Origin of the sequence: Limimaricola litoreus, from assembly GCF_024159025.1 — a bacterium.
GTDB lineage: Bacteria > Pseudomonadota > Alphaproteobacteria > Rhodobacterales > Rhodobacteraceae > Limimaricola > Limimaricola litoreus.
The window spans coordinates 22,213-43,166 of sequence record NZ_JAMYXC010000018.1 but is presented as its reverse complement, the minus strand read 5'-3'; the positions used below and the strand labels follow the sequence as shown (position 1 = coordinate 43,166).

Annotated in this window: 18 protein-coding genes and 1 pseudogene; 6 read left to right on the top strand and 13 right to left on the bottom strand. The window is 61.9% G+C overall.

Going from position 1 to position 20,954, the window contains the following annotated elements:
• Positions 1 to 58: 58 nt before the first annotated feature.
• The 8 genes and pseudogenes from NHG85_RS01205 to NHG85_RS01170 all read right to left on the bottom strand — a co-directional run.
• Positions 59 to 286: pseudogene (locus tag NHG85_RS01205) on the bottom strand (helix-turn-helix domain-containing protein); the annotation flags it as partial.
• 306 nt (positions 287 to 592) lie between these two features.
• Positions 593 to 1,618, bottom strand: coding sequence for an IS110 family RNA-guided transposase (locus NHG85_RS01200; RefSeq protein WP_253329037.1), 1,026 nt, complete (start codon positions 1,616 to 1,618; stop codon positions 593 to 595).
• Positions 1,619 to 1,756: 138 nt separating this feature from the next.
• Positions 1,757 to 2,767, bottom strand: coding sequence for an IS30 family transposase (locus NHG85_RS01195; protein ID WP_253329019.1), 1,011 nt, complete (start codon positions 2,765 to 2,767; stop codon positions 1,757 to 1,759).
• A gap of 167 nt (positions 2,768 to 2,934) precedes the next feature.
• Positions 2,935 to 4,296, bottom strand: a complete 1,362-nt coding sequence (locus NHG85_RS01190) for an ISNCY family transposase (RefSeq protein WP_253329017.1) — start codon at positions 4,294 to 4,296, stop codon at positions 2,935 to 2,937.
• Between the two features lie 121 nt (positions 4,297 to 4,417).
• The gene (locus tag NHG85_RS01185) at positions 4,418 to 5,428 is read right to left on the bottom strand and encodes an IS30 family transposase (protein ID WP_253329015.1); all 1,011 of its coding nucleotides are present in this window, start codon (positions 5,426 to 5,428) and stop codon (positions 4,418 to 4,420) included.
• Positions 5,429 to 5,703: 275 nt separating this feature from the next.
• Positions 5,704 to 8,247 (bottom strand): S8 family peptidase, encoded by a 2,544-nt coding sequence (locus NHG85_RS01180; protein WP_253329013.1) that lies wholly within the window; start codon positions 8,245 to 8,247, stop codon positions 5,704 to 5,706.
• 3 nt (positions 8,248 to 8,250) lie between these two features.
• Positions 8,251 to 9,258, bottom strand: coding sequence for an AAA family ATPase (locus tag NHG85_RS01175; protein ID WP_253329010.1), 1,008 nt, complete (start codon positions 9,256 to 9,258; stop codon positions 8,251 to 8,253).
• A gap of 344 nt (positions 9,259 to 9,602) precedes the next feature.
• Positions 9,603 to 9,770, bottom strand: a complete 168-nt coding sequence (locus tag NHG85_RS01170; protein ID WP_253329008.1) for a hypothetical protein — start codon at positions 9,768 to 9,770, stop codon at positions 9,603 to 9,605.
• A gap of 433 nt (positions 9,771 to 10,203) precedes the next feature.
• Between NHG85_RS01170 and NHG85_RS01165 the strand changes: the two genes are divergently transcribed.
• On the top strand, positions 10,204 to 11,418 hold the full coding sequence (locus tag NHG85_RS01165; RefSeq protein ID WP_253329006.1) for a type II toxin-antitoxin system HipA family toxin: 1,215 nt from the start codon (positions 10,204 to 10,206) through the stop codon (positions 11,416 to 11,418).
• An 855-nt stretch (positions 11,419 to 12,273) separates the two neighbouring features.
• Positions 12,274 to 12,720, top strand: a complete 447-nt coding sequence (locus NHG85_RS01160) for a hypothetical protein (protein ID WP_348773664.1) — start codon at positions 12,274 to 12,276, stop codon at positions 12,718 to 12,720.
• Positions 12,721 to 12,923: 203 nt separating this feature from the next.
• On the opposite strand, the gene NHG85_RS01155 is transcribed toward NHG85_RS01160, so the two are convergent.
• On the bottom strand, positions 12,924 to 13,274 hold the full coding sequence (locus tag NHG85_RS01155) for a hypothetical protein (RefSeq protein WP_253329004.1): 351 nt from the start codon (positions 13,272 to 13,274) through the stop codon (positions 12,924 to 12,926).
• 652 nt (positions 13,275 to 13,926) lie between these two features.
• On the opposite strand from NHG85_RS01155, the gene NHG85_RS01150 reads away from it, so the two are divergent.
• Positions 13,927 to 14,253, top strand: a complete 327-nt coding sequence (locus NHG85_RS01150; RefSeq protein ID WP_253329002.1) for a hypothetical protein — start codon at positions 13,927 to 13,929, stop codon at positions 14,251 to 14,253.
• Between the two features lie 440 nt (positions 14,254 to 14,693).
• A complete protein-coding gene (locus NHG85_RS01145) occupies positions 14,694 to 15,344 on the top strand; it encodes a hypothetical protein (RefSeq protein ID WP_253329000.1) in 651 nt (216 codons plus the stop codon).
• Positions 15,345 to 15,403: 59 nt separating this feature from the next.
• Here the strand turns inward: NHG85_RS01145 and NHG85_RS01140 are convergent, their stop codons facing one another.
• The 3 genes from NHG85_RS01140 to NHG85_RS01130 all read right to left on the bottom strand — a co-directional run bounded on the left by NHG85_RS01140 (position 15,404) and on the right by NHG85_RS01130 (position 17,450).
• Positions 15,404 to 15,799, bottom strand: a complete 396-nt coding sequence (locus NHG85_RS01140) for a hypothetical protein (RefSeq protein WP_253328998.1) — start codon at positions 15,797 to 15,799, stop codon at positions 15,404 to 15,406.
• Between the two features lie 400 nt (positions 15,800 to 16,199).
• Positions 16,200 to 16,892, bottom strand: coding sequence for a hypothetical protein (locus NHG85_RS01135; protein WP_253328997.1), 693 nt, complete (start codon positions 16,890 to 16,892; stop codon positions 16,200 to 16,202).
• Positions 16,893 to 16,982: 90 nt separating this feature from the next.
• Complete coding sequence (locus NHG85_RS01130; RefSeq protein ID WP_253328996.1) at positions 16,983 to 17,450, bottom strand: hypothetical protein; 468 nt, start codon at positions 17,448 to 17,450, stop codon at positions 16,983 to 16,985.
• Between the two features lie 100 nt (positions 17,451 to 17,550).
• On the opposite strand from NHG85_RS01130, the gene NHG85_RS01125 reads away from it, so the two are divergent.
• Positions 17,551 to 18,930 carry an AAA family ATPase gene (locus tag NHG85_RS01125; RefSeq protein ID WP_253328995.1) on the top strand — a complete coding sequence of 460 codons (1,380 nt, stop codon included), beginning with the start codon at positions 17,551 to 17,553 and terminating at the stop codon, positions 18,928 to 18,930.
• An 85-nt stretch (positions 18,931 to 19,015) separates the two neighbouring features.
• Here NHG85_RS01125 and NHG85_RS01120 read toward each other — a convergent pair whose 3' ends face one another.
• Complete coding sequence (locus NHG85_RS01120) at positions 19,016 to 20,152, bottom strand: DNA cytosine methyltransferase (RefSeq protein WP_253328994.1); 1,137 nt, start codon at positions 20,150 to 20,152, stop codon at positions 19,016 to 19,018.
• A gap of 406 nt (positions 20,153 to 20,558) precedes the next feature.
• On the opposite strand from NHG85_RS01120, the gene NHG85_RS01115 reads away from it, so the two are divergent.
• Positions 20,559 to 20,852 carry a hypothetical protein gene (locus NHG85_RS01115; protein ID WP_253328993.1) on the top strand — a complete coding sequence of 98 codons (294 nt, stop codon included), beginning with the start codon at positions 20,559 to 20,561 and terminating at the stop codon, positions 20,850 to 20,852.
• Positions 20,853 to 20,954 lie beyond the last annotated feature (102 nt).

Genomic DNA, 20,954 nt, shown 5'->3' with positions numbered 1-20,954 from the left:
CAGTATCCCCTCATGGCTCATCGAAGGGGCCAGTTCCTCGTGTCGCCACAGGGCCAGTTTGTCGTGTCGCCTGACACTCGGCGGCACGTTTTTGGGCCAGCATGCCGTAGTAGTAGCTGCTGAGCTGGGGCAGCTCGCTATCTTCGAACCGGTTGCGCCGGATCTCGCGGTAGATCGTCGAACGGTGCCGTGATAGCCGCACCGCGATCTGGGCGATAGACATTTTCGCCTGGAGTAGGTCTTCGACCAGCCGCCGTTCTTGCAGATCCAGCTCGCGGTGGGCCATCTTCCAAACTCCTGTGTTTGCGACAGGATAGAGCGTTGGTCGCAACCCACGTGTGGATGCCCCCGTTTATGCGAGCAAATTATCGAAGTCTGGATAGCATGATCGGGTGCTGTCACGTGTCCGGCCTGTTTGTGCGGCGCATGTGACCGCTGGCCCTTATGGAGATACGCGAACTTGGGTCCAAATCAGTTTATCGGGCTCGAAGCCGCGAAGGGTTGCACTGGTTTCCCGAGTTCATTCTCGTCGATCCGCTTTCCTTATTCGATCCTTTCGTCCTCACACACCTGCCGGGATCTGAGGTTTGCCTTATGCGACAGACCTCGGAACTTGATAGTCTTGGCCCGTCGCCAACATTGCCCAAAGTCTCCGGGCCATACGGTTGGCCAAAGCAACCGCCACGACCATTCGAGGCCGCGTCTCGAGCATACGGGTGAGCCACGGTTCGACGCAACGCTTTCGCCGTTCGATGGCATTGAGCACGGACATAGCTCCTATGATCAGCAGCCGTCTGACGTCTTTCTGGCCCATTTTCGTGACACGCCCCAACCGTTCCTTGCCGCCGGTTGAATGCTGCCTGGGAACCAAGCCGAGCCACGCGGCGAAATCGCGGCCGGTCCGGAAATTCTCTGCGGGCGGGCAGAATGCCTGAACTGCCATCGCCGACATAGGGCCGACGCCCGGCATCGTTTGCATCAACTGCGCGTCACGCGACGACCTCGCGCGCAGCTTGATCTTCATATCCAAAGCCGAGATTTGCTCGCTTATTGAAGCGATCTGTACCAGAAGGCACTCTGCCAACGATCCTGCCAGGTCAGGCAACTCGCTGGCTCGTGCTGCGACTTCACGCCTGAAGGTGTCCGGGTTTCGGATCCTGAGCCGAAGCACAATCCCGAATTCGGCCAGATGTGCGCGAAGTCCATTGATGCTCTGCGTTCTCTGGCGCACGAACATCTCGCGTGTCCGGAAGAGCATCGCTTGGGATTGCTGGTCTGGCGTCTTCACAGGTACGAAGCGCATCGACGGTCGCAACGCCGCTTCAGTAATCGCCTCCGCATCGACAGCGTCGCTCTTGTGGCGTTTGACGAACGGTTTCACGTACCCAGCTGGAACCAGCCGCACCTCATGTCCTGCGGATTTCGCCTCTTGGCCCCAGTAGTGAGCGGAAGCACAGGCTTCCATTGCGATGACGCAGCCCGGTGTTTCTGCCAGAAATTTGGCGAACTGAGGCCGGCTTAGCTTCTTGCGGTAGATCGCATGGCCGCCAACGTCAGCAGCATGAATCTGGAAGACGCGTTTCGCCAAATCAACGCCTACGATGAATACCTCTGACATTTCTTCCTCCTGCATTGCTCCGAGCCAGAGCAGCTCGGACGGTTCCACATTGGACCGGCAGGAGGGGCATCCAATCCATCAGTTTAGAAAGTGCCCGCTTGTGAGTTCACGCTGAAGCGCAATTTTCGCTAACCCATCCTATTCGCCTGACCGCATCGCCTCCATCAGCTTTTCCCGGAAGACTTCGGCCGGGGTCCGGTAGCCCAGACATTTCCGAGGCGTGGCGTTGAGGCGATCGCAGATCGAAGTCAAATCTTGATCTGTGATCGCCGTGGGGTCGGTCTTGCGGGGAAGGTATTTGCGGAGTCGGTTGTTGGTGTTTTCGACCGTGCCTTTCTGCCACGGCGATTGCGGGTCGCAGAACCAGGGAGCCACGCCGAGACCGGCCTTGAGATGCGCCCAGGCGGTGAACTCGGTGCCCCGGTCGAAAGTGATGGAGCGGCGCGCTGGTTGGGGCAGGGCCTTCAGGCCGGAGATCAGGGTCTCCATGACGGGCTTGGAGGTCCGATCGGCGTTCTTCGCCAGGACGGTGAAGCGGCTGACGCGCTCGACCAGGGAGGTCACGTTCGCCTTGCCGAACTCCTTGCGAAACATCACCAGGTCGCACTCCCAATGGCCGAACTGCTGGCGCTCGGAGACCTCCACGGGCCGCAGCGAAATGCCGTGTTCATTGCTGAATCTGCGACCATGGTGGCGGCGCGTGCCGCGCGGCCGGCGACGGCGGCGGTGCTCCGGCAGATGACGATAGAGCGCCTCGGATCGGCCATCTCCGGAATAGGCGTAGCGGTAGATGGTCTCGTGGCTGACAGACGTGGCGTGGCGCTCGAGCTTCATCCGACCCGCAATCTGCTCGGGCGACCAGCCGGCCTTGAGACGGTCGACCACGGCAGCCTTCACGGCCGGGTGCCGGACCAGCTTGCGTTGGATGGCACGTCGCCTCTCGTAAGCTCGTTGCGCGGTCATGCCGTAGTAGCCGCTCAGATGGGGTATCTCATCATCCACGAAGCGATTGCGCCGCATCTCCCGGTAAAGCGTGGAAGGCGCGCGGCCGAGCCGCAGTGCGATCTCTTTCATCGGCAATTTTGCCTCGCGCCACCGCGCGAGTTTCTGGCGCTCTTCGAGATCCAGATGTGCGTAGCAGGTGCCCATCGATTGCTCTCCATGTAACCATCTGTTTCTATACAGAAGTTGCACTTCGAACGTGAATCCACAGCTACACTCAATCTGTTGCAACCAAGCAGAATTGTCACCGGCTCTGCAAAGCAGAAGTGTCGTTGCTGGCCCTGACGGGAGCGCAGCCGGGCAGGGCGGAGACCTCAACTTTCGGAGGCCTGCTCGGCTGCGCGGGCCTTGGCGCGTTGGGCCAGCTTGGAGTTCCAGCCGGTGTTGCGTCGGCCGGTCTTTCGATACCCGGTGCGGGCGCTTTCGGGGCGCACCTCGGGCGTGACCGCAGCCTTGTCCTGCTGTCGCTTGATGTGAGCCAGCACCGCGCCGAGGTGCTTGTTCTCGGTGATCGCGGCGTGGGTGACGCGCTGCTGGTGCGGGTCGAAGATGCTGCAGGGCAGGACGATGCCCTTGTGTCTGACCTGGATGCGGCCATCGGGAAATTCGTAGGTATCGGCGTATTTGCCCACCAGTTCGCGGGTCAGCTCGTTCACCTCCAGCCGGATGCGCTTGTGGTGGTATTTCAGCGTCAGATCCTTGCTGACATGGCGCTTGTCGCGCAGGCAGAAGATCTCGGCCAGTCGATCGGGCGCGACGTTCAGCGGCCTGTGCAGGTTGTCCGGCTTGGCGGCGGGCTTGGCGAACTTCGCATTGTAGCGCTCCACGAAGCTCGGCAGGAAGGTGTTCGCCGCCGCGATGTCCGAGATGCCGGCCAGACGCAGCTCCTTCACCAGCCGGTCCTGCAGTGTGCGGTTGGCGCGCTCGACGCGGCCTTTGGCCTGGCTCGAATTGGCGCACAGGATCTCGATCTGCAGCTCCGCCAAAGCCCGCCCGAACTGGGTCATGCCGGTCATGTGGTCGCTGGGCCTCGGCACCCGAAACACCGAGTGCTTGTCGCTGTAGAAGGCGACCGGACGGCCATGTTGTACCAGGTAGCGCTCCAGTGCCTCGAAATAGCTGAACGTGCTCTCGGAGGTGACGAAGCGCAGTTCCATCAGCATGCTGGTGGCATCGTCGATGAAGACCAGCAGCGTGCAGGGATCGCCGCGACCCTCGAACCAGCGGTGCTCCGAGCCGTCGATCTGGATCAGCTCGCCGAAGCATTCGCGGCGCAGGCGCGGCTGGTGAAAGGCCCGGCGCTGTTTGCGCGACAGCCACAAGCCGTCCTCGACCATCCACTTGCGCAGCGTCTCGCGGGAGACCGTCAGTCCGTGATCGTCCTGCAACCGTTCCGCCGCCAGCGTCGGCCCGAAATCCGCATAGCTCTCGCGGATCAACGACAGGGCATAGTCGCGCTTGGCAGCGTGAATCCGGTTGTTCGGAGCGCGCCCGCGCGCCTGGTGCCGGATCGCCGCCGCGCCATCCGCGCGATACCGCTTCAGCAGCCGGAAGATCTGGCGTCGGGTCAACCCCAGCAGGTGCGCGCCGTTCTGGACATCGATCCGACCGTCATCGATCTGCGCCAGAACCTCGACACGGTGCAACTCGCGCTCGCTCATCAGAACCCATCCCATGCTCGGTCTCTCTGCCTGTGCTCGGTGCAGGCGAGAGTGACACTTCTGCATTGCTCACGGGTGACACTTTAGCTTTGCTGCTTGTGGGCTCACGCTGAAGCGCAATTCCGGCAGGCTCATTCTACTCGCCTGACTGCATCGTCTCCATCAGCTTTTCCCGGAAGACTTCGGCCGGGGTCCGGTAGCCCAAGCACTTCCGAGGCGTGGCGTTGAGGCGATCGCAGATCGAAGTCAGATATCGATCCGTGATCGTCGTGGGATCGGTCTTGCGGGGGAGATATTTTCGGATCCGGTTGTTGGTGTTTTCGACCGTTCCCTTCTGCCAGGGCGATTGCGGGTCGCAGAACCATGGAGCCATGCCGAGACCGGCCTTGAGATGCGCCCAAGCGGTAAACTCGGTGCCCCGGTCGAAAGTGATGGATCGACGGGCTGGTTGGGGCAGGGCCTTCAGGCCAGAGATCAGGGTCTCCATGACCGGCTTGGAGGTCCGATCGGCGTTCTTCGCCAGGACGGTGAAGCGACTGACGCGCTCGACCAGTGAGGTGATATTCGCTTTGCCGAACTCCTTGCGAAACATCACCAAGTCACACTCCCAGTGCCCGAACTGCTGGCGCTCGGAGACCTCCACGGGCCGCAGCGAAATGCTGTGTTCATTGCTGAATCTGCGGCCGTGGTGGCGTCGCGTGCCGCGTGGTCTACGACGCCGGCGGTGCTCCGGCAGGTGCCGGTAGAGCGCCTCGGACCGGCCATCTCCGGAATAGGCGTAGCGGTAGATGGTCTCGTGGCTAACGGACGTGGCATGGCCCTCAAGCTTCATCCGGCCCGCGATCTGCTCGGGCGACCATCCGGCCTTGAGGCGGTCGACCACGGCAGCCTTCATGGCAGGGTGCCGGACCAGCTTGCGATGGATGGCACGACGCTTCTCGTAAGCCCGTTGCGCGGTCATGCCGTAATAGCCGCTCAGCTCGGGGATCTCATCGTCCATGAAGCGATTGCGCTGCATTTCCCGGTAGAGCGTGGAAGGGGCGCGGCCAAGCCGCAACGCGATCTCTTTCATCGGCAATTTCGCCTCGCGCCAGCGCGCGAGTTTCTGGCGCTCTTCGAGATCCAAATGTGCGTAGCAGGTGCCCATCAATTTCTCTCCATGTAACCATCTGTTTCTATACAGAAGTTGCACTTCGAACGTGAATCCACCGCTACACTCAATCTATGCGTGTAATAGGCGTTATGTAATGTATAGTGTTGTCGATCTCGACCTGACATGAGTGTCAGCCAAAGCGAGAAGTCAGGTCCTGCCCTTCCTCAAGGTTTAAGCATGGCGCAGCATCGCGAAGGCACAGGGCACAAGGCCGGAAAGCGAACTTTCGCGGCAAGTGCGAACTTTTCAGTTCGACAAGCGAGAGCGGTTCACTCACCCCTCGTCGGTACGTTGATCGCAACCCCGGCCTGGGCCGCAATTTGGGTCCGCGCTGCGATCTCGACTTCGGCCTGCAAGTCTATCCCGGCTTCGGGCGCGGTCAGCGTAACGACAAGCGCGTAGCGCGCCTTGTCGAGATAGCGCCCTTGTCCCGGTCGGTCGCGCCACCAACCCATTACCGGATAGATCGCGAGCTGATCGCGGGAAGCGAGTTCGACTGCGGTGCCTGACCAAGTATCGCAATGAATCGAGCCGGCGGCGATCGCCTTCGGGCCGAACGCCCAATTTGGATCGTCTTCGGTCGCGGGAATCCGAACTCCCATCTCCGCGTTGCGGCGGCGCTGGAACTCCGCGTCGGTCTCTCTGGGGCGCTTGAGGTCGAAGCGCAGCCCGAACGAGCGGTAGCGCGCCGGATCCAACATGGCGCCTTTCAGTGGGTATGGCTCCACGAAGTAAGAGAGCGTGACCTTCAATTCGACCGGACAGTTCTCCAAGGTCTCGAGGATGCGGGTCGGCCATGGCAAGTCGTAGTAATGTGCGGAGCCGAAGGTGACTGGTCCTACCCGCCTCCTCGCATCACGACGACTGATCTCCGGTCGGTCGAAGGGCTGGATGTAGGCTTGTGAGACGAGCGCAAGGTCAGTCGATGCGGAGGCCAGGGCCCGGAGCAGGTCGGGCATGCCATAGCCAAACCTTCGACGGAGCGCACTTCGTTCAGTCTTTCCGATGGCGCTGTCGATCTCGGCGCGCATGGCCGGGGTATAGTCCGCGCTGTGCACCATGAGCGCCCTGACGGTCTCAGGCCAATACTGAGGGTGCTCCACCGTGATTTGAGCCGCCATGCGCGAGGCCTGCGCGGTGGCTGCGCTTGTCGCGTAGAAAGGCATGAGCGCGTCACCCGTGCCGCCCTTTCCGGTGGAGATGAGCGACAGCGACGGCATCGCATCGCTCACTTGATCTCCGAGCGCGTTGGCCGCGCGATTTCCAGCCTCGAACACGATCTCGGGCTTGACTGGCGTCGTGCCGTCCGGCCAGTCGCTCGACGTCCGGCCATAGGGGCTTGCTTCGCCGACGCTGGCGCAAGCCGACCATTCCGCACGGTCGCGAGCTTCGATTGCGTCCTTGAAGGTCACGCCACCCACCGTCAGCGCGTTCCACGCCTGCGCGGGATCTTCGCCTGGATGGAGGCTTTGGTCCTCAATCGTGGACCAGTCATTTGAATGACTGATATTGCCGATCGCCTGTACGAAGAGGCGTCGGGGCGGCTCTTCGCCTTTGGCTGCATCGACGCCGGACGCGATCTCATCGATCGCAGCGCTCCAGCGGGTCGGCCTGTCCCCGCGGCGCCTATCGTTCGTGACGGCCGAGCAGATTGTCCGCGGTCGATCGGGATTCTGAGCCTCTGCCAGAGCCACCGCCGCTTTCGTGATCGCGCCATAGTTCGCCGGATCGTCGGCGGCGCGCGGCGTGGGCGGAAGGATCTTGATGCTCTCAAGTCGGTGAGCGAGCGTCCGTGCCGAGGCGTCGGCGAGGGGGCCTGTCAGGTCGCCATGGAGCGCCAGTCCAGCCATGGGTGTGCCGTGCCCGGGCCGGTGGTGATCGTCCGATCCCCAATCGGGATCGACGGCCTGCGCATCGTCCGATGTAAGCGCCGGCTCAATCAACGGATGCGCGCGGTTCACACCTGTGTCCAAGAGACAGATCGCGGGAACGTCGGCCCCAGGCCACTGGATGCGGCCGGCAAGGTCCTCGACCAGGCCGTCCTGCTCCTGGCCGGTCAGATCGATGAGAATGGCGGGGTCGTCCGTCGCGTATCCGATCTCGGCGAGGCCAGACTGGTTAAGGTCGAGCATCGTCTGAACTTGAGCGCGTGTTGCATGAACAGGGACAACACGGACGTCCGGGAAGGTGCTCCAACGGTCTTCCGGTGCAACATGCATCTTGAGGGCGCGCGCCACGCCCGTCACGTCATCGACGAAGTCATCCCAGCACCAGAGACCCCACCATGTCGGTCCGTTGGCATCGGTCGGAAGGGTCCCGGGGTCCTCACGCCATAGGTCTAAAAGCTCCGTCGGCGAGAAGCCGTCGATGGGTTCCATCTCCGAATAGAGAGGCGGGCGTTCGCGATCGTTGAGTTCGCCGGTTAGATAGCGCTCGACCCGTTCGCGCAGATAGGCCTGTGCATCTTCATCCGCCATGTGCAGGACCATGGTCCGGCGCCCGTTGGCTTCGCCTGCAGCGCTTTGGCGAACGCCCTTCTTCGGTTTCTCGAGGTCGAGCTCGCGGGCATTCGGATCGAGAATGACAGTGACGAACGCGCCTTCACCTGGCTGGACGCCGTGCGGAAGGGTGTCGGGTGCCGGGCGGCGTGCCTCGGCGGCCGTGAGAGAGGCGACCAAGCCGGCGCTCAAGCGAGGACCGTGTTGGTCACGGTTACGCGTGAACGTCCGACCTCCGGGAGATTGATGCGCCGTGTAGGAGCTGGTCGTCAGAAAAGGCGCGATGTCGATATGCGGACGGTCGTAGTCGGCCATAGATCAGCGAGCCGCCTCTTGGTCGCCCCTGAAGATGTCGCGCATCTGATGCCGCGCTGCCAGCTGCTTGAGCAGGTCGTCTGTGCGGATCGTATCCCGCTCCGAGAGGAGGGCGGCTTTCGCCGCTTCATCGGCGGCCCGAGCGAGTTCAGCCTGGCTAAGCCCGCGCCCGGCCTCCGCGACCCGGTCCCAAGATATCCTCGGATACTTCATCGGCCGAAGATGGTTGCGGATCACCTCTCGAATCTCGTCGGGCGATGGCATCTCGAAGAGGAGAACATCGTCGAACCGGCGCTGCAGCGCGGGATCAAGGAGTTCGGGATGGTTCGTCGCCGCGAGGATGATGCTGTCGGTAGACGCGGGCTCTTCCATGAACTGCAGAAAGCTATTCAGAACGCGTCGCATCTCGCCGACATCGTTGGTCGCGGCGCGCTTGCCGCCCACGGCATCGAACTCGTCGAAGAGATACACGCCGCGACGCCGAATCGTCTCGTCGAACACGAGCCGAAGCTTGGCTGACGTTTCGCCCATGAAGCGAGTGATTAAGGCCTCGAGACGGACGACGAGGAAGGGCAGGCGCAGCTCGCCTGCGAGCGCCTCCGCCGTCATCGTCTTGCCCGATCCTGGAGGTCCGGCGAAGAGCAGGCGACGGGAGGGCACACGGTTGCCCTCGCGGAGCCAAGAGCGACGGCTTTGCTGAAGAACGACGCCATCGAGTCTCGCACGAACGGAGTCGGCGAGCACGACCTGAGGCAGACGAATGTTCGGCTCGCGGAGGTCTAGAAGACCCTCGAGATCGCCGCGAGGCTGGGCGAGCGCTACCCGCACAGAGGGTTTGTCGCCACCGCCCCGACGCACGTCTTCGACCGCAGCGCGCAGCAGCTCGGCATTGGTTCGCCGTCCCTGCCGCGCTTCGGCGGCCGCAACTTGAAGGGCGATCGCGAGGAATTGGTCCTCGTCGCCTTCAGCGCGGCTGCGCAGCATGGAAAGGATCTGCTTTGTGTTGGACATGGTTGCTCAGTTGTTGCTTACGGTAGACTCACGGGTGCGAACTGCCAACCAAATATACTGCTGCCAGAGCGACGAGAGAGTCTGAGCCTTCCTCAGGCAACGGATTGTCAGGCATCCGGCCTCCGTGTTTGTATTCAGCGTTGCCTGATGTGCCCGATCGGTGCCGCACCGCAGCACGGCTCTTTCGAACCAACGTCAGCTAAAGGTCGGTCGCGTCGGTTGCCCAGTCGCTGCCATCCTACTTTGCGTAGTCCCCTTTCTGCGCAGAGCGGCAGCAAGTAAGCGGCGGAGCAAAAGGGGTCATTTTTCAACTTAGCCTTGTGTAGACATGCGCCGCTTGTCGTTCATAGCCGAGCCTTGAGCACCGCGTTGCGCGCCGGCGGGTCACTGCGTGCGTGCAGGATATCGACGATGGCGAGTTCGTCCGGCAGGTCGATGAACACCGGAGAATGCTCGCCCGGCCGCGCATAGCACAGGTCGATGTCGTTTTGCGACCGAGAAGGTTCGAGCATTCACGGCTGGCGGCTCGCCCGTCCGCCGGGCGGCGCATCGGTCGAGCAGTTCGGTCTCGTATATAGCAGCCCGACGCGGCCCGAACGTCTCCAGCACGCAAAGCACTGTATCGACCAGGCTCTGTTCGGCGCATGGCGTCAGCCGCCAGGCTTTCCTCCGTTGGCATGCCGTTGCCGAGCCTTCGCGAAAGCGCGGCAAACAGCTAGCTCTTTCGAACCGGGAGCGCGCTTGCCCGCTAGGGCCCCTTCGAGGCCAGCGCTGAGCTGGGCTTGCTGCGCAGGACTTTGACAACCTTCGGCTTACAGCAGCCGCAGTCCCGCGCGAAGGGCCTCGCCGGCATTCTGGTATCGCCAAGGTCGTGGGTGTCGCCGTCCGGCCTGAACAGGGGTATAGCCGAAACCACCCGTACCCTGCGCCTGTTTGCGAAGATCTATGGTGACCACCACGCGCATCCATGCGTTGTCCAAAGCCTCCTCGGCTTTCATCTGGGTCTGGCTGCCAAGCGAGACCCAGCCCGTACCTGCTGGACGGTTGCACCGTGGCACGGATGGTCGGCATGATTTCGGCTACATGTCGGACTACCTCGAGCGATCGAATGCCATCGCGCTCGGCCCTGACCTGCCCCTGGCGCAGGGGATGCGGTCCCTTCCAGGCCCCGGTCTCACCGGGACATTGCGTGACGCCCTGCCCGGCGCATGGGGCCGGCGCGTCACGCGTGCCTTGCAACTCGGGCAGCACGATGCTGATGCGGGCGCGGATGAAATCGGCGACATCGCCTACGGGTTGCTTGCCGGCACCGACGGGATCGGCGCTTTGTCCTTTCAAGCGTCGGCAACCAGCTTCGAGACACGGATCGCGCCCGGGGTAGAACTGGAAGCCTTGGCCGAAGCTGCCCGCCGCACCGAACAGGGGCTCTCCCTGCCGGGGGATCTGGCTGAACCGCTCGTTCATGCTGTGGCAATTGGCGGGACATCCCCCAAGGTGCTTGTGAACATCAAGGGTCGGTCTTGCATCGCGAAGTTCGGCAACAGCCGTGACCCGCATGACGCCCTTCGGGCGGAATACATGGGGCTCCGGCTCGCACAGCTGTGCCACATCGACGTTCCCCGTTTTGAGCTGCGACGCCTCGGGGACCGGCTGGTGTTGCTCGTAGGGCGTTTCGATCGCGAGGAGAGCGGCGCCCCGCGGGCCATGGTAAGCGGGCAGACCCTCCTCGATCTTATCAAGGCTCCGAGCCGCGAAGTATGCCATGGCGATGTCTTCGACGCCGCAGCCGAATGGGCGCGTGAACCGGAGGCGCTCCGCCGCGAGCTTTTCCGCCGAGCGGCTTTCGACAGTCTTCTGGGCCGAGCCCCCGCTCCCGCCCGCAGTCACACCCTGTTCTGGACCGGCCAAGCCGTCGAACTCACGCCCGCGTTGGGTCTGAAACTGCCGAACTGCATACCTCACGGTGTCCACCGGGCAACGGCGCTTTGCGTACCAGACGGGGCCGCACGCGTAACGCAGGTGCTGGACATGGCGCCGGGCTTTGGTTTGGAGCCCGATGCGGCCGCCGTCATGCTGGACGGTCTTTTTGAAGGGATCAGGCAGCATCACGCGGCGGTCGCGTCCGAGGCCGAAGTGACCCAGACCCGACCCGCTGCCTGATTGGCAAGGTCATCGTCGCACTCTTACTTACTCGCTCGGACAAGGGCGCTCTCCCCGGCCCCCTGAAAAGCCCGCGGGCAGCGCCGATGTCTTGGAACGTCCCCGGCCTCACAGCGCTTAGGCGCTCCTCCGAGCGGGCTGCTGCAAGATGCGTGGCAAACACCCGCCCCCCCTTTGCGAGAACCGAAGCGCTGCCACGCTCCGGTCCTCCCGGCTGGACACGGCAGGAGCGAGTAAGCCCGTCCAGCCGATAAACAACATGGAGCCGACGGACGCGCCGGCAATGGGCCGTCGTCAGCTCTTGCCGGCGCGGATGACACTCCATAGCTGTCTCGATGCCGACCTGGGACGTCAGAACCGTCCTCGCCGCTGACCTAGCCGAGACACCGGTTGAATTCCGAACCCGCTCGCGCCAAAGGCACCCGTTTACAGGATGCTTCCTCTGTCATCGCTTGCCATCACACGGCATGCCCTGAGTGATTTTGTCGCTTGGTGAGGCGAATGGCGCTTCCCATACCCTCTTGCCTCGGCGAGGCTGACCATACGTCAACGATTTTGGTCTATCGTTGATGCTCTTCCTAGTCTTTAACGAGTGCTGGCCTGGCTCGACTCCCTCGGGACCAGGCCGTTTCTCCTGCCCAGACACATCCAAGTCCGGCGACGCTCCTTCCCCAGCTAACCAGTAGTGCAGGTCCCCTGGCCCTGCTCTCTTGGTGGCCCTCCCCTCGGCCAATGCGCGCTGCAGCAGGCGACCGTTCGCGCCATCGCCTTTCTGCAATGGACAGATCCAGGGTGCTCGGGATCTCAAAATGTTTCGATTGTGGCGCGGCGTGGAGTTGTATTCGCTGTTCCCGAATGAACCAGCTGCCTCAGTCATCGGGTTTGCCTAGCCGTCCTGCCCTGCTCGATCGGTGCCTTTCGATCGATCTCGAGGTCAATCCGAGGACGGCGGAGGTCTTCGCCTTCGCAGCTGTGCGCCATGACGACCGGCCGGCCATCCGCTGCGCGGCGAAACAGCTGCAAGCGGGGCTGGATTGTCTCGAGACCGCGCTCGACAATGTCGCCCACCCGATCGGACACAACATCCTGCAGCATGACCTGCCCCATCTCGCCGCGCTGAGACCCCGCCTCTCCCGACTGATGCAGGCGCCGATCGACACGCTCTGGCTGAACCCTCTCGCCTTTCCCCGGAACCCCTACCACCATCTGGTCAAGCACTACCGGGACGGAAAGCCGCAGGCCGGCCATGTGAACGACCCGGAGCTTGATGCCTGGCTGGTGTTCCAGATGCTGAACAACTAGTTCGCGGCGCTCAACGAGCTGAACGCCGAGACCCCCGATGCGCTCACGGCCTATCATTAGCTCTGCACAAGGCGGGACATGGCGACCGGGTTAGACGCGGTGTTCCGGACCGATGTTATCTGAAGCCTTCGGGCCGTCCGAGCCAAGAGATACGATGAAGGCGCTGCAAGCAGCGCCTTTACCGACCAGATGCAGGACTTGGCTTAGGCCACTGCGGCTCGCCTCCGCTTGATCTCCGCGACCAGCGCGTCCTGTTGCTCGGTGGTCAACGCCTTGAGCTTTTCCACGAGCGCGGGACCGTCGATATTCCACTTCTCTGCCAGCCCGTCTTGCAGACTGTCTTCGACATTCCATTCGACATGGCGGTCGAGCTCGGAGGTATCGAACCAGTGGGACCAGTTCGCGTCCACCACGGCGTTCACTTCGGATTCCGAGAGGCCGAGGTCGTTCGGAGAGAAGCCCTCCTCCAAAGTCGGTCGATGCGGCGCAGGTGCCGACAGGTTGGTGGCCACAGCCTGCTCAGCCACAGGACGCTCAGCGGATTGGATGTTCATTTCACTGCCCTTTTTTGATTACTGCGTGGGGGGAATATCGGGGGCAGGTCCGCATGCATCAACTCAACGGCTCCCCGGGTGACCCCTCTATGGCGTTCAGACAACATAATATTATTGCGAATAGACCAACGTCTTGATTTCTTCATTATTTATGAAAAACGCCTTTCAGGCCCTGTCTAGTCGCTCGGGGAGGCTCTCTGATGCGTTTGTACGTATGCGTACTGGATGGTGAGAGGCCCGAAGGATGACCTTCTTCATGGAAGTGATGAAATACTCTTGCCTTTGAGCCGATTTTCTGTCGGCCAAAGTCACGATCAAGGTGGTCTACCGCCCAGCCCTGCCAACCCCGGTGGGGACCGGTTCGTAAGGTCACCCCGGTAATGTAGGTAGGTGCTAATCGAGCGTCCTGATGGCTCGCCGGGGATCCCTGCCTTGGCGTGAGCTCGTGGCGCCCAACGGCATTGCTCCGGATTGGACGCAGGCGCACGGCAATCTGCCATAGCTTAATGAACTCCTGTCCGGGCCATGGATCGCCGGCCTCCTCAAGGCCCTCTCCTCGTCCCGCCCCGTCTCTTCGCGGATAGGAGTTCTTTAAACCTCCCGAAATCACGCCCCTCTAAGCTGCATATCGTGACTTATATTCGGAGGCGTTATGAAAGAACAGCTGACTTATTATTCCGTTCTGATCGAATGGGAACACAACTACTACGAGGCAGGTCTTTACGGCTGGGGCGGTTGGGCTCGAAATGAAGAGCACGCCGTCGAACTGACCCGCAAGAGCATGTCACAGGACGAGCCGGAATTCTCGGAAGGCGAGGCCATCGAGGACATCGGAGGCGAAGTTCTGGAAATCGTTGAAGGCGGTGGAATGTGGCAGGCGGGCACCGCTGCGGTCGAGCTCGAGCGCATGATCGATAACGGCCATCAACCGACGCGAGACGATCTGAAGAAGCTACTGACTATTCTGCGACCTTCCTGAGCAGCTATGGCCATGCCGCCGATTGGAGCCGGAGTGCCGGCTCCAATTTCACCTATCGGCGCTGAAATTCCTGCGTCTGTTGCGTACGATCATCGAGCCGATATCCCCCCGAAAGAGTGTGTGGCGGACACATACCCACAATCAGTCCCCGATCGCGCTTTGCCTGGAGCAATGTCATCCGTTCTCTCGGTCGGAGCGACGGCCGCCAAGGATCTGGCGGGTCCTTCATCTCCCTGAGGACCTCCACGAAGCGCCGGCTGGGAGCTTATCGGATTGACGCTGCGATGACGATTTGTACCCTGTTCCCCATGCCCCTGCCTTATACCGCGCCGACCTTACGAATTCATGACCGTCGTCGCGGCACGGTAAACGCTGGGATCATACCAACTGTGTGACCTGCCCGTGCCTTTCTCTACCTTGGCAGATCAGGGCACTCTCCATTGTCAAACACCTCATTCAATCCGGCCGAAGTCGACATTCGGACCACCGAAACCTGGAGTGCACAGCACCCCGAGAGCGGCGCGTGTATCGAGTTGGCGTTCGGCCCCGGCGCGCCTCGCAACTCGCAACTTCAGATCAGGCTTCTCGAAACGCTCGGCGCTGGGTGGCGCGAGCACCGTAGCTGGCATCGACCTGCTACGCCCCTGCCCTTCGGTGCTCCGTCCGTGCGCGACGTGCCCGGGATCCTGGCCGCGCTCGAACGCCGTCTTGAAGCGGCGGGCGTCGATGGCGCCAACGACATCACGTGCCTCCCGACAGGCTGGGTGTGGATCGGGGAGGTGCTGACACACCATCTCTGCCGTCTGGCAGGCGCGATCGACGAGGTCATTTACATCGACGACATCAAGGAAAAGTTCGGCTCCCTGCGTGTTTATGTCTGCTGCGACGGGGCCGCTAGAGCAGAGCTTCAGCCGTTGGCGGAGTGGGCCGAGAGCGCGTCGGAGGGACGCTGCATGGTGACCGGCCGACCCGGCCGGATCCGCTCCGCGGGGTGGGCATTCTGCCTGTCCGACCGGCTTGCCGCCCTGCATGGACGCGACCCGCAGCTGGTCATGGAACTGATGTATCCCAAGGCGATCGACCCGACGTGAGTGACAGCGTCGTTCCCGCGGTACCGCTGAGCTGTATCGCGGGAACGGAGGCCTCGCGATCAGGCGGCGTGCGAGCGCCTTTGATGACGCCACTCCGCCGCGATGTCGTCCACAAACTCCTGCAGCTCGATCGCAGCCTCGCTGATCTCGACATCGGCGTCGTTGATCCAGAAAACTTGCTCTCGCACCTCTTCGGCAAGGCGACGTACCATTTCGTCATCTACGGTACCGAAGACGTCGCGCCGCTGGACGAAGTAGAGGTCGAAACCCGTCGGCCGTAAACTCGGATCCTGCCGTCTGGGATCGCTTTTCCAGCCGCACCTCAGGATTTCGATGTCCGCTCCGTCGAGGCAGCCCAAGCAGTCGGTTCGAAAGTCGACGCCGACCTCGATGCCAACCAGAACGGTGCCTTCGGAAGAAGGCTCGGCGGGGATAATTCTCAAATCAATGCCCATGGCATGACCTCTCTTTAATTGCATTGCATTGCGAAGCAGGCGCTTCTTTACTGAAATGTCGATTTTACTGAAGCGTCGAAGGCTGGTCGCAAAGGACGGTGATATAGAACTAACAACCCGGACGCTGGATCACTTGCCTTTCCTAGATCGTTCACTCGCCGCCGGTCAATCTGAGGCATCTCAACGAAGGACATATTGTTTCGGCATGGCACAGACATCAGGAGAAATGGTAAAATTATAATTGAGATTTGAATGGGGTCGAATGAGTTGAAAGCCCGTGCGTGCGTTGGAGTTTTCGATCCGACACCTCTTCCGCATGTGGCTTGGATTTCCTGTGATGCGAAAGACACAGGCGGGCCGCATCGGCTGCCAGACGGGTCCGGCGGCCGGGGCTGAAATCTTACATATCGGGATGCTTGCCGCGACCTGGCTCGGAAGTCATTCGCTGCCGTCGCATGAGTTGCGCGGTGCGATGGCGCAATATCTCTTCAAAGCCGACATCGTGAAAGCGCGCCCGCTTTCGCGGCTGAGGAACCGCGGTACCGACCGGGATGGTCTCCCGAGCCGGGTCAGGCAACTTTTCTTCAACCAGCACTTGCTCGTGCGGATCCCAGGCCGGGAGAGTCCGGGAATAGAGCTGCCCGCTGAAATGCTTGCGCAGGCTGCTCGACGGGGTCAGCAGGAACGCACTTCGTTCGTCATCAGTCAGGCGGTCGAGATACGGCAACACGTTGGCCTCGGCCAGGCGCCTTGCCAGGCAGGCCCGCCTGCTCGAGTCGGTCGTACGCAGGTACTCTTTCATGATCGGCACCAGCCGCTCAGGCGTTGAAGACTTTGGCACATCACCCGGAGTCGGTTGCGGATGCTCCATCTCCGCGCGTCGCTGCGCGCGCTCTTGATCTGCGGAATGCGTGCCACCACGCCCGCTTCGGCTGCCGCCTCCGGTGAGGTAGCTCATGGCACGGATCGGCCAGCCGAAGATTCGTGCCAGGAGGCGGATGAGCAGTTTCAGGATCTCGCTGGCTATGTCGAAGCAACGACGCGCCCCGCCAGGACGCCTCTTCATAGCTGCAGTCGTCGTTTCACGCGTCATGATACACCTCGCTTGTTGATCGCACCGGCGATCTACGCGAGGGCATGCAAGTGACGAGTGCGCGCCGGACGATGAGACAGGCCGAGCTGTTCAGATCGGCGGGGCCGCGTGCAGTTCGGTAATCTTCGCTTCGAGAGCCTGCACGATCATTTGCAGATCGATGTTGTCCGCGGCGAGCTCGTCGCATTCGGCGCTGACCCGCTCGAGCTCCTGTTCAGCGGCCAGCGCCCGCTCCTTCCAGCGCTGGAGGAACTCTCCAGTCACGGCCGCCACCCGATACCCCTCGGGGTCGATAATAATGCGCTCGCTGCGGTTCGTGGCGCCAGCCAGAAGAATGGCTGAGTTGATAAGGCCTATCATGATTTCCTCATATATCGCTGCCTCATGTAATTTGACGGCATAATGATCGGCCAAGTCAATGTTCAGCGGCCAAGGGACATTACCCAGATACCTGATTGAAGATGAGCGAATGATTTGCTCCATCCAGACCTGATCAATTGGCGATTCATCTTCCAGATCAAACATACCCTGGCGCGTCGCATTGACGATGCCTTTCATGGCAGGTAGCATATCTTCATGAAAATGACCGTCACCTTACCCCAGCCTTGATCTGCAAGAACGCGCGAGAGCGCCCTGCAATTTGGGTACGGGTAAGTGAATGTCAGACAGTGATGTCAAAAAAGGCCACAAGGCCTCTATTTCCAGCGATACAGGCAGGGGTCCGATCGGCTTCGATCTCGATGAACTGGTCAAGCGCGTGATCGCGTTCTACGCGCCCGATGTTTCCAGTACCGGCGAGCAGATCTGCGATGACATCGTGCGCGGATGGTGGTCGCGCCAAGATCGGTTTCGCCGCGCGGAGCTGGCTACGTTTCTCGGCTTCGCGTTCGACGCCGAGCGCGATGATCCGAAGCCCGGTGCAGAGCCGGACGACGTCGATGTGCTTGCCGACCTGCTGGAGAGCGTTGCGCTGCAAGACCTGCTCGTACAGCGCCGGATTTCCGAGGCCAAGGCCAGGATCAAGCGCGAAGCCGAGGCGAGGGTGCAAGCCGAGAAGAAACGGATTTACGGCCATGTCAGGAAGCAGCTGAGTGCTGCGCCGGGTCGGGCGGCAGGACGAAAGACGTCGGCGAGCCAGTCGACTGCACCGCAACGCTATCTGCTCGACAAGAGCGCGATCGACCGGCTCCCGGAAAACGGTCGTTCCGTTCGGAAGAGCCCGGACCTGATGGCGGCCTGTACTCAAAAACTCGGCCTGGCGGAATGCACTGATCGCTCGACCTTCGCCCGAGTTCGCGAGACGCTGGCATGCAAATTTCCACATGCCATTGCGGTCATCGACGGCCTGCTGCGGCCGCTCGAGCGCGGGTTCATGACCGGCCGCGCAGAACTGAAGCTACGGCCGACGATCCTGGTCGGCGGACCCGGCTCCGGCAAGACCGCGCTTCTGCGCGATTTCGCGGCGGCGCTCGAGCTGCCCGTCACGCGGATCAGCGTCGCCGGCAGCTCGGATTCAAACGTGTTCGGTGTTTCTGCCGGCTGGTCGACCTCTCTGCCTTCGATCATGACTTCGACCGTCGCCTCGAGCCGCTTGCTCAACCCCGCGATCATCCTCGACGAGCTCGACAAGGCGTACACATCGCGGAACGGATCGGTGCAAGAAAGCCTGCTCCCACTTCTCGAACCGACTGAGGCGGTACACTACCACGAACGGTTTCTCGCCTCAGCCGTGAATGCATCGCATATCAACTGGCTCTTCACGGCGAATTCTCTCGACCGGATCACCGCGCCGCTTCTCTCGCGGTGCGACGTGTACGAAATGCCGACACCGAGCCGCGAACATGTCCGGCCGATCGTGCGCGCGATCATCGCCGAATACGCTCGCGATCTCGGGCTGCACACCGGATTTGTCCGGCTTTCGACCGAAGATGTCGAATTTCTCGAGAATAGCTACGACCGCCACCGTAGCGTCCGTGTGCTTGCAGAGCTCGTTCGACAGCTTCTCGATGCGCAGGAGCAGGACCTGCCACGCGCGTGAGCATGGAGCAGCAGTGGGGCAACTTTTCGACTGCATTTGGGGCCTGAGAAGCCATTCTTCTCGGGCCCCATGTCCATCCGAACGGTCAAGCAGCTTGATCCCGGCGACGCGTGTCATCTGTCGCCAGGGCCTCGCCGGATCTCAACGCCGCTGCGACCGCGATCCCCACCTTGCTCGCAAGCCTGACGGGTACCGCATTGCCAAGAAGGCGCAACGCTCGGCTCCATGAAACTCCGTCGAAGCTGTAGTCATCGGGAAAGCCTTGCACCCGGGCCGCTTCGCGAATGCTCAAGTAGCGGTACTGTCCATCGCCGAAGTCGATCATGTTCTCGCCGCCCGGGCTCCCATGCACGCCGGCCTTCAGCGCCTTCGACGGCCTGTCATAGGGGCTGCCGGTATGGCCAGGATAAGGTCGCGCGCCCGCCCTCGACAGATGCTCCAAGGCCTCGGCTTCAGGTGTCCCGAAGGCTGGCAGATCGTGTACGACATCGCGTATGCTGAGCCATGGCTGTCGATCCCGTGTCTCTGGCATTGCGGCGCCAGTCGCTGCGACAGCCGTCCTCCGTCCGTCCAGTTTCGAAGGATTCTCATGCGTCGCGGTCGGAGCGACCCAGCTCGGTGCGAGGTCCGAACGGAAGCCGACCAAGAATACCCCCTTTCGGGTCTGGGCCACTCCGTAGTCTGCAGCGTTGAGTTGCAACACGTGAATGTCGTAGTGCACCGGTAAAGCAACGCCGTGGTCGAGACAGGCTTCCAGCCGACCGAGGTGCGACCGCCAGCTTTCACCCGGGTGAGCGATGACATCCGGATACCGCAGTTGCATGAGAATGTAGTCGCGGTATTCGCGATGACGCGGAGCCATCAGCCCGGGCGCGTTCTCGATCAGGAACGCTTTGGGACCGCATTCGCGAACCGCTCGAACGATCTGTGGAAACATGTCGCGGGGATCTTGTTGGCCACTTCCCCGCCCCGCTGCCGAAAACGGCTGGCATGGCGGACCGCCGGCGAGAAGGTCAATGTCTCGGTAGTCTCGGAAGTCGACCGTCTGCACGTCGCGCTGCAATATGGCCGTCGAGCCTTTCAGGCCCAACAGTCGCGCATTGCGCCGCAAGGCGGCACCGCAGTGCGCATCGCGTTCGACCAGGATTTCCGGCGAGAAACCGGCCTGCTTGAGCCCCAAGGTGAGGCCTCCGGCGCCGGCGAAGAGTTCAATGCTGTTCATGGAATGCGTCCATCAAATGATAAGGTATCGGAAATGCAGGGGTGATCTCGTGAAGGCCGAAATTGGCGTCGATCACGCTCAAAGCGGAGATGATGCTGATGGAGAGGGAGGCTTTCTGAACGCACGTACGGTGATGAGGGAAAGCTCGTGGAAACTCGACATGATGGGATTGCCTCATGGATCGTTGTTGCGAGAGCGGGGACGTATGCCCCGGCCCGGTCGCCACTTCGGACGACTTGAAGCAGATCGTAGTGTGACCCGGTTTCCAGCGGATTAACGTTTGCTACCGAGACGTCAGGAAGCTCTCACAGCCAGTGGCAGCCAGTCAGCCAACGAGGGCCCGTCGAGCCTGCCGCATGACCGGTATCACAAAAGTTTCCTGGCCTCCGCGATCGATGCCACTCACGTGAACTGGGCCGGCACCGTCAATTCCCTGGACCGGATCAGCGGGCCCCTCCTATCGCGATGCGATGTGTTTGAGATGCCGATTCCGGACCAGCAGCATGTGCGTCCGATCGCGCGCTCTATCGTGGCCGAGCACGCCCTGAGCCTGGGACTGGACCCCTGCTTCTACGGCCTATCAGAGAGCGACCTCGGCTACTTGGAACAGACCTGCCCGCGCCACCGCAGCGTCCGGGTCCTGGCCGAGCTTGTACGACGGCTGTTCGATGCCGGCGAGCCGGAGCACTTCAACGTTTGAGCTTCGACAGATCAGCGGGGGGCTGCAGCGGCCGACCTGTCGGACCGCGTTCAATCCCGACCCGGCCCTCTTGGTGCAATGCGTGCCCAGGAGCATGCACGA

Excerpts from the sequence above, each read along its gene's own strand:
- NHG85_RS01200 (WP_253329037.1), bottom strand. The coding sequence starts at position 1,618 with ATGTCAGAGGTATTCATCGTAGGCGTTGATTTGGCGAAACGCGTCTTC.
- NHG85_RS01195 (WP_253329019.1), bottom strand. The coding sequence starts at position 2,767 with ATGGGCACCTGCTACGCACATCTGGATCTCGAAGAGCGCCAGAAACTC.
- NHG85_RS01190 (WP_253329017.1), bottom strand. The coding sequence starts at position 4,296 with ATGGGATGGGTTCTGATGAGCGAGCGCGAGTTGCACCGTGTCGAGGTT.
- NHG85_RS01185 (WP_253329015.1), bottom strand. The coding sequence starts at position 5,428 with ATGGGCACCTGCTACGCACATTTGGATCTCGAAGAGCGCCAGAAACTC.
- NHG85_RS01180 (WP_253329013.1), bottom strand. The coding sequence starts at position 8,247 with ATGGCCGACTACGACCGTCCGCATATCGACATCGCGCCTTTTCTGACG.
- NHG85_RS01175 (WP_253329010.1), bottom strand. The coding sequence starts at position 9,258 with ATGTCCAACACAAAGCAGATCCTTTCCATGCTGCGCAGCCGCGCTGAA.
- NHG85_RS01170 (WP_253329008.1), bottom strand. The coding sequence starts at position 9,770 with ATGCTCGAACCTTCTCGGTCGCAAAACGACATCGACCTGTGCTATGCG.
- NHG85_RS01165 (WP_253329006.1), top strand. The coding sequence starts at position 10,204 with ATGGTGACCACCACGCGCATCCATGCGTTGTCCAAAGCCTCCTCGGCT.
- NHG85_RS01160 (WP_348773664.1), top strand. The coding sequence starts at position 12,274 with ATGAACCAGCTGCCTCAGTCATCGGGTTTGCCTAGCCGTCCTGCCCTG.
- NHG85_RS01155 (WP_253329004.1), bottom strand. The coding sequence starts at position 13,274 with ATGAACATCCAATCCGCTGAGCGTCCTGTGGCTGAGCAGGCTGTGGCC.
- NHG85_RS01150 (WP_253329002.1), top strand. The coding sequence starts at position 13,927 with ATGAAAGAACAGCTGACTTATTATTCCGTTCTGATCGAATGGGAACAC.
- NHG85_RS01140 (WP_253328998.1), bottom strand. The coding sequence starts at position 15,799 with ATGGGCATTGATTTGAGAATTATCCCCGCCGAGCCTTCTTCCGAAGGC.
- NHG85_RS01135 (WP_253328997.1), bottom strand. The coding sequence starts at position 16,892 with ATGACGCGTGAAACGACGACTGCAGCTATGAAGAGGCGTCCTGGCGGG.
- NHG85_RS01130 (WP_253328996.1), bottom strand. The coding sequence starts at position 17,450 with ATGAAAGGCATCGTCAATGCGACGCGCCAGGGTATGTTTGATCTGGAA.
- NHG85_RS01125 (WP_253328995.1), top strand. The coding sequence starts at position 17,551 with ATGTCAGACAGTGATGTCAAAAAAGGCCACAAGGCCTCTATTTCCAGC.
- NHG85_RS01120 (WP_253328994.1), bottom strand. The coding sequence starts at position 20,152 with ATGAACAGCATTGAACTCTTCGCCGGCGCCGGAGGCCTCACCTTGGGG.